Annotated in this window: 6 protein-coding genes; 4 read left to right on the forward strand and 2 right to left on the reverse strand. The window is 44.4% G+C overall.

What is annotated here, in order from left to right; all coding sequences use genetic code 11:
* Positions 1–10 precede the first annotated feature (10 nt).
* Positions 11–736 (forward strand): DUF3581 domain-containing protein, encoded by a 726-nt coding sequence (locus tag AB4185_RS19410; RefSeq protein WP_017070238.1) that lies wholly within the window; start codon positions 11–13, stop codon positions 734–736.
* Positions 737–827: 91 nt separating this feature from the next.
* Here AB4185_RS19410 and AB4185_RS19415 read toward each other — a convergent pair whose 3' ends face one another.
* Positions 828–1289 (reverse strand): isoprenylcysteine carboxylmethyltransferase family protein, encoded by a 462-nt coding sequence (locus AB4185_RS19415; RefSeq protein ID WP_017066183.1) that lies wholly within the window; start codon positions 1287–1289, stop codon positions 828–830.
* 66 nt (positions 1290–1355) lie between these two features.
* The gene (locus AB4185_RS19420) at positions 1356–4391 is read right to left on the reverse strand and encodes an FAD-binding and (Fe-S)-binding domain-containing protein (protein WP_171733459.1); all 3036 of its coding nucleotides are present in this window, start codon (positions 4389–4391) and stop codon (positions 1356–1358) included.
* Positions 4392–4613: 222 nt separating this feature from the next.
* On the opposite strand from AB4185_RS19420, the gene AB4185_RS19425 reads away from it, so the two are divergent.
* From AB4185_RS19425 to AB4185_RS19435, 3 genes are all read left to right on the forward strand, one after another.
* Positions 4614–5297, forward strand: coding sequence for a DUF3334 family protein (locus AB4185_RS19425; RefSeq protein WP_017059770.1), 684 nt, complete (start codon positions 4614–4616; stop codon positions 5295–5297).
* Between the two features lie 209 nt (positions 5298–5506).
* A complete protein-coding gene (locus AB4185_RS19430; RefSeq protein ID WP_017059769.1) occupies positions 5507–6196 on the forward strand; it encodes a DUF2786 domain-containing protein in 690 nt (229 codons plus the stop codon).
* A 118-nt stretch (positions 6197–6314) separates the two neighbouring features.
* Positions 6315–6970, forward strand: a 656-nt coding sequence (locus AB4185_RS19435; RefSeq protein WP_372135801.1) for a tetratricopeptide repeat protein, incomplete at its 3' end; no start/stop codon positions are given.

The raw sequence follows: 6970 nt of genomic DNA on the forward strand, positions 1-6970 counted from the left end.
TAGCGATACTATGTTTCTGACACCTTACTTTTCTACTAAAGACAATCAATTTCAATTCACTCGTGAACAAGCTAGCCACTTTGCTAAAAAAGTAGCTGCTGACTTCAACCCAATTCACGATGAAGACAACAAGCGCTTCTGCGTGCCTGGCGATCTTTTGTTTGCAGTTCTTCTGCAGAAAGAAGGCATCAGCCAAAAAATGCGTTTTGATTTTTCAGGTATGGTTGGTAACGGTATTGCGTTAAGCGTTGACAACAAGTGTGAAAAAGAGAGCTCACTTATCGATGCAAATGGTAAAGAGTACCTACACATGTCTTGTGAAGGTGAGAAGAGCCATGATCAAGCATTCATCGAGCACGTAGTAACAAACTACGTTAAGTTCTCTGGCATGAACTTCCCACACATCATGGTTCCTCTTATGGAAGAACAACAAATGATGATCAACTGCCAGCGTCCTCTAGTGATTTACGAGAGCATGGAAGTTGAATTTACTCGCCTAGACCTGTCTCACCCAGAAGTTGAATTCTCTGGCGCGACTTTTGATGTTGAAGGCAAACGTGGCATCGTGACACTGAACTTCGATTTCAAAGAAGACGGCGAAGTAGTAGGTAAAGGCGTGAAGCGTATGGTAGCAAGTGGCCTTAAGCCATACGACCAAGCTTCTGTAGACGACCTAGTAAACCGCTTCAACGAACGCAAAGAGATGTTTCTAGCTCAGTTCACAGCAGCTGCTTAATCAGCTCTAGAACAAGATCAATAAAGCCCAGCTTGATAATCTCAAGCTGGGCTTTTTTATTTCGATTACTAAGCCAGCACTCAAATCATCACTAAATCCAGCGTCTAACCTTTTGTTTGTAATCAACATATTCTGCGCCGAATAATTGTTCTAGTGCTCGCTCTTCGGGTTTGATTTGGAAGTAATTCATGTAGATTACGAAGCCAAAGCTAAGTAGTACACTGAAGATATTCTGGAAGAAGTAGCCAAAGCAAAATAGCAGGATGAACAACCCTAAGTACATTGGGTTTCGCGTGTAGCCAAAAATTCCACTGTCCACGACGGCTGAAGCGGTTTCTACTTTGATCGGGTTAACGGTGGTTTTCTGTTTTCGAAATTCCAATATACCGGATATTCCGATCACACCACTCAATGTGACTCCGATTCCTAACACAATCATTCCATAAGGCAATGCCAGTGTCCCTTGGCTCAACTGTTGAGCGCAGAAGTATGATGCTACGAATACAATAATGAACAGTGCAACTGGTGGTACTTTTAATTCTAGAAATTTCATACTTTTCCTTATTAACATTCCTTTGTTAGTTTAGAAAAAAGCCCAGCAATTGCTGGGCTAAATGTATTAGAGAATTTTTGCTAGCGCCTGTAATGGGTGAGCAAGCTTCTCACCTTCAAAACGCTTCACTTGGCTGCGGCAAGAATAGCCCGTCACCAAGCAACGATCTTTTGGTAAGTCCTGCATTTGAGGCTTCCAGCTTAAACCATATATGTCTTTCGACATTTGTAGCTTATCGACTTCGTGGCCGAAAGTTCCCGCCATACCACAACAGCCGACAGGAACGCTGGTTAACGCCGCCCCAAAGTGTTTGAAGATAGTACCCCACTCTTTTTCAGCGTTCGGCATTTTGGTTTTCTCAGTACAGTGAGCAAACAAGTACCACATATCTTCACTTGCTGAGCGTGCTTCGAACTCACCTAGCGATGGCATTAACCATTCATGCACAGTAAGTACATCAAAGTCGCCGCGCTTGTCACCTAAGATCTCGACGTATTCATCGCGGTAACAAAGCACAAGAGCAGGATCAACACCGACCAAAGGAATTCCGATATCCGCCACCATCGACAAGAAATCCGAAGTCGATTTCGCCTCACGTGCAAAACGATTTAAGAAGCCCTTGATGTGCAACGCTTTACCATTCGGTTTGAACGGCAGCAGTACCGGAGTTTTGCCAAGTTTTTGAGCCAGAGTGACAAAGTCTTCAATCACCTCGGCATCATAGAAGCTGGTAAACGGGTCTTGAACGATCAGCACATGCTGTTTCTTCTGTTCAGAAGACAAGCCTTCTAAATACTGTAAATCGAAGAGTTGCAGCTCTTTACTCGCTAGACGATTTTTGAGCGTAGGCACCGACATCAATGGTGCATCAACATAACCGACCGTTTTAGCTGTTGCCGTTTGGATCCACTTTTGACCCAATGCAGCGTTGACTACTTTTGGCGCTTTCGCCATCAGCGGCAGCATGGTTTCAATGTTGGCAACTAGATAATCTTTTGCAGGGCGCTGGTAACGCGAGTAGTAGATGTTCAAGAATCGAGAACGGAAACTTGGTACATCGACTTTGATCGGACATTGACTCGCACACGCTTTACACGCCAAACAACCGTTCATCGCCTCATGAACTTCATGCGAGAAATCGTACTCATGGCGTTTGTTCATCGTATTGCGAACACGCTCAATCATAGTCTTAACGGGTGTGTTGTCTTTCAACGCTTCTTGCTCAAGGTCGAGAATATCAACGCCTTGTTCAGTCAGTTGACGCAACCACTCTCTTACCAAGCCTGCGCGGCCTTTGGGTGAGTGACGTCGGTCAGCCGTAACTTTCATTGAAGGACACATTGGCGAGCTAGTATCGTAGTTGAAACACAAGCCGTTACCGTTACATTCCATTGCTTGCTTGAAGCTGTCACGAACTTGTACGTCGATCTGACGGTCGTAGAAACCACGCTTGGTATCGGTGACTTTCACCAATTCAGCGTCACTTTCTAAAGGCGTACAGATCTTGCCTGGGTTCATCTTGTTGTGCGGGTCGAATGCTGCTTTAATACGTCTTAATTCGGTAAACAGCTCTTCACCAAAGAAGTCTGGGCCATACTCAGAACGGAAACCTTTACCGTGCTCGCCCCACATTAAACCGCCGTATTTCGCCACCAGCTTAACCACTTCATCAGAGACTTCATGCATCAATGCTTCTTGCATCGGGTCACACAGATCCAATGCTGGACGAACGTGTAATACGCCCGCGTCAACGTGACCAAACATGCCGTAATTCAACTCTTTTGAATCGAGTAACACTCTAAATTCAGAGATGAAATCCGCGAGGTTTTCTGGTGGTACACAAGTATCTTCAGCAAAAGCGACTGGCTTAGCTCGGCCTTTCGCCGCACCTAACAGACCCACTGCTTTCTTACGCATGTTGTAGATTCGGCCAATGCTCGCCAAATCGCTACAAACTTGAAAACCAATCACGCCGGCTTCTTCGCTTTCAACCATGGTTTCAAGGCGTGCAGTCAGCGCTTGAACTTGCTGTTCAACTTCCGCTTCATCTTGGCCTGCAAACTCAACCATGTTGATGCCAAGCATCTCTTTGTTCGGAACATCAGTCAGCAAATCGCTCACGGTGTGCCAAACGATGTCTTGCTTCGCTAGGTTCAATACTCTTGAATCTACCGTTTCAACAGACAGTGCTTTCGCTTCCACCATGAACGGCGCATTACGCAGCGCAGAATCAAACGTGTTGTATTTCACGTTAACCAGTGTGCGCGCTTTTGGAATCTTGGTTAGGTTTAACTTTGCTTCCGTGATGAATGCTAAAGAACCTTCAGCGCCACATAGAACGCGAGTTAGGTCAAAGCTGTCATCTTGTTCGTTGATTGCATTCTTTAGGTCATAGCCTGTTAAGAAGCGATTCAGCGGAGGGAATTTATCTAAGATTTGAGCGCGTTTGTCTCGACAAACCGCCTCTGTCACCGTAAGTGCATGGTGAGCGAATTCACCCTCTACAGGTAAGCCGTGTGATAAATCAGATTCTAGACATGAACCATCTGCGAACACCGCTTGCAGCGACAATACATGGTCAGACGTTTTGCCGTACTTCAATGACCCTTGGCCCGAAGCATCGGTATTGATCATGCCACCCAAGGTTGCTCGGTTACTGGTAGAAAGGTCTGGAGAGAAAAAGTAACCATAAGGGCGAACAGCGTCGTTCAATTGATCTTTAACGACACCAGACTGAACTCTTACCCAGCCCTCTTTCTCGTTAATCTCAAGAACCTTATTCATGTATCGCGACAGGTCAACCACGACACCTTTTGTTAAAGATTGTCCGTTGGTTCCGGTACCGCCGCCACGAGGGGAAAAAGTCACGCGTTCGTAAGCGGATTTAGAAACCACTTTACCGATAAGCACAACGTCTTGCGTTGTTTTAGGAAGGATGACCGCCTGCGGCAATTGCTGATAGACACTATTATCAGTCGCCACAGCCAAACGGCTAGAATATTGAGATTCAATGTCGCCAGTAAAGCCCGCTGTTTTTAGTTCATCTAAAAAGCGTACGACAACTGGATCGACATCAGCATTGAGTTGAAGTCTTGGTAACATTTGCTTCCTGCCCCTACTTCGCTGATCCTATCAGCATTGGGTTATCTGAGATTTATAATAATTTTCTTTGAATTTCGTCACTTTACTACTATTAAGATCATATAAAAAGGTGATCAAATCAGAATCTCAGTGCAAGAATGGAAAAATAGTCACTTTCGTCTTAATTCAGTAACAATATACTGAATAGCATTTTGTTTAAGACATCTCCACGAGCACATCACAATGAAAAAAAACAAAACAGTCACAACTGAAGATATCCTTCTTAAACTATGCCAATCAGTCTCAAGCGTACTGACTTCAGCGACGGCTTCTCAGGTGTCCTATTCAGCCATGGTTCAAAAGATCAACAAGACAAGCCTAAAGCCAGATTTTGGTTGCTTCGTTCTGTTTGACGGCGGCTTTTCTGGTCTTGTTGTTATCAATTTTACGTCCAAAGCAGCGTTAGAGATCTACACCAATTACATGCGCAATATGGGCATGCCTGAAAACGAGCTCGCTGTGCTTCATACTTCAGACGAAGTGGGTGATGTATTGGGTGAGTTGATGAACCAATTGGTGGGTGACTTCACCAATAAAATCCGCAAAGAGCTGCAAACCAACATCACACAAAACCAACCGAAAATGCTGGCTCTGAACAAGCAAGTAAACCTTTCTGTTGATACTAACCTCGATCGTCCACAAGCTCGTCGTGTGACCTTCTCTACCGCCAATAACAACATCTTCTACCTTGAGCTTGCGATGGATAAGACCGAATTCATTCAATTGGAAGAATTTGAAATCGCAGAAGACGAATGTCCAGATAGCATTCTTGAGGCGACTCAGAAAAAAATGCAAGAAGCGAACAAGCCAGCTCAAAGCTCTGGCAATGATTCTGCAGCAGACCTACTCGATGAACTGGGTATCTAGTTTGCAAATGCTCTAGTCACTTTAAAAAATCGTGTCACTAACGCCATCAATACTCTTGATGGCGTTTTTGTTTTTACCGCCAACTGGGCTCATGCAGTTCAATGTTCACCGCCTTCCTTGTTCATCAAACCAGTTTTGCCTTTCTGTTACCCGCGAAAACATGTAAAATGTTGGACTTTTAAAAATTTGCGGTACTGATTAAATTGTCGATGGATAAGAAAAAAGCCCTAAAGAAAATTGCCAAGTGTCTTGAGCTTGGAAATTCTGCGAACGTCAATGAAGCTGCCAATGCGATAAAAATGGCGCATAACTTGATGCTGAAATATGGTCTCGAAAAAGACGATATTGAATTTATCAAGATGGGGAAAACTCAGTCCAGTCACCTGTTACCTGCAAATATCAGTTCTACACTGCTGCGTGTTATTCGCGGTATCAACACCAAATTTGGCGTAGAAGCCGTATTGCTGAATCATAAAGGCCTCAAGCGTGTTGAGTTCATTGGTGAAGCCGACCGCGCGATCTTCGCAGCGTTCGCTTTCGATATCATTTATCGTGAACTGAATGAACACACCGGCCAATTCAGAAATAGCTTTGCTGGCTCTGGCACAGGGTCCTTAGAAGTGACACGCCGCGTGAACTCGTTTGTTTCAGGCTGGGTTGAAGGTGCGCTTGAAAAGCTACCAACTATTACCCCAGACGACGAATCAAACAACAAGATCAATAATTACATTGATAAAGAATTCAAAAATATCGACCGTGAAACGTTCAAACAGCAACTGAGAGAAGCGATGAAAAACCTCACCGCCGATTATGAAGTTGGTTTGAAGAAAGGTCGTAAATTGTCTGTTAATCGACCAGTTGGCGGTACCCAGGCAGCTAAAAAGATAACTAAATCATAGAGCCGATGCACATTGGCTTAGGGTATTGATAGTGATTACTTTAGTCGTATCACTCGCCGAAGAAGATACGACTTAATTGACAACCACATATCGTATTAGACTTAACTATGAGGTCCCATTGTTTATCGTGTCCAATTTTCCCCCCTCATCATTTCTTAGAGCTCTATTTCTAGCCCTCATCTTTTCCACGATACCGTTGTCCACCACACATTTCGTGCACGCAGCAAGCAGTGATGAATTTTCACTAGAATCACAACCTCAAGATCCAGTTTCTCAATACCAATTGGCTCAAGCTTATGAATCGGGTGTCGACGTTCCTGTTAGCACCAGTGATGCATTGTATTGGTACACGCAGTCAGCAGAAAACGGCAACCCAAACGCGCAATTTAGACTGGGTGAATGGTACTTGGCAGGTACAGGTGTTGAACAAAGTAACAAGCTTGCTTTGGAATGGTTTATTAAAGCGGCGTTGCAAGGTAACCAGCGCGCACCTATCGAGGTAGCAAAACTCTACGAATCCTCGCTAGCACAAGACCTCCTTCAACCATTAGATAAAGCGCAGCTATGGTATGAAGCAGCCTTAAAAGATAATCCACAAGCAGAAGAGGGCTACAACCGCATTTTGGAAGCACAATTCAACCAGCAACGTGCAAAACAGATCTCTTCAATAGAACAGCTCGATGACAGCATCGACTCTGAAATAGACACCAGTCAGGGGGTATCTAAGCACGTTCAATCTAACCAAGCATCACGCTCTAACCTCTCCAGTTCTAA

The organism is Vibrio sp. 10N.286.48.F5, assembly GCF_041469785.1.
In the GTDB taxonomy this organism is placed as follows: Bacteria; Pseudomonadota; Gammaproteobacteria; order Enterobacterales; family Vibrionaceae; genus Vibrio; species Vibrio crassostreae_C.

Coding starts and splice junctions, on each gene's coding strand:
- AB4185_RS19410 (WP_017070238.1), top strand. CDS start 11: ATGTTTCTGACACCTTACTTTTCTACTAAAGACAATCAATTTCAATTC.
- AB4185_RS19415 (WP_017066183.1), bottom strand. CDS start 1,289: ATGAAATTTCTAGAATTAAAAGTACCACCAGTTGCACTGTTCATTATT.
- AB4185_RS19420 (WP_171733459.1), bottom strand. CDS start 4,391: ATGTTACCAAGACTTCAACTCAATGCTGATGTCGATCCAGTTGTCGTA.
- AB4185_RS19425 (WP_017059770.1), top strand. CDS start 4,614: ATGAAAAAAAACAAAACAGTCACAACTGAAGATATCCTTCTTAAACTA.
- AB4185_RS19430 (WP_017059769.1), top strand. CDS start 5,507: ATGGATAAGAAAAAAGCCCTAAAGAAAATTGCCAAGTGTCTTGAGCTT.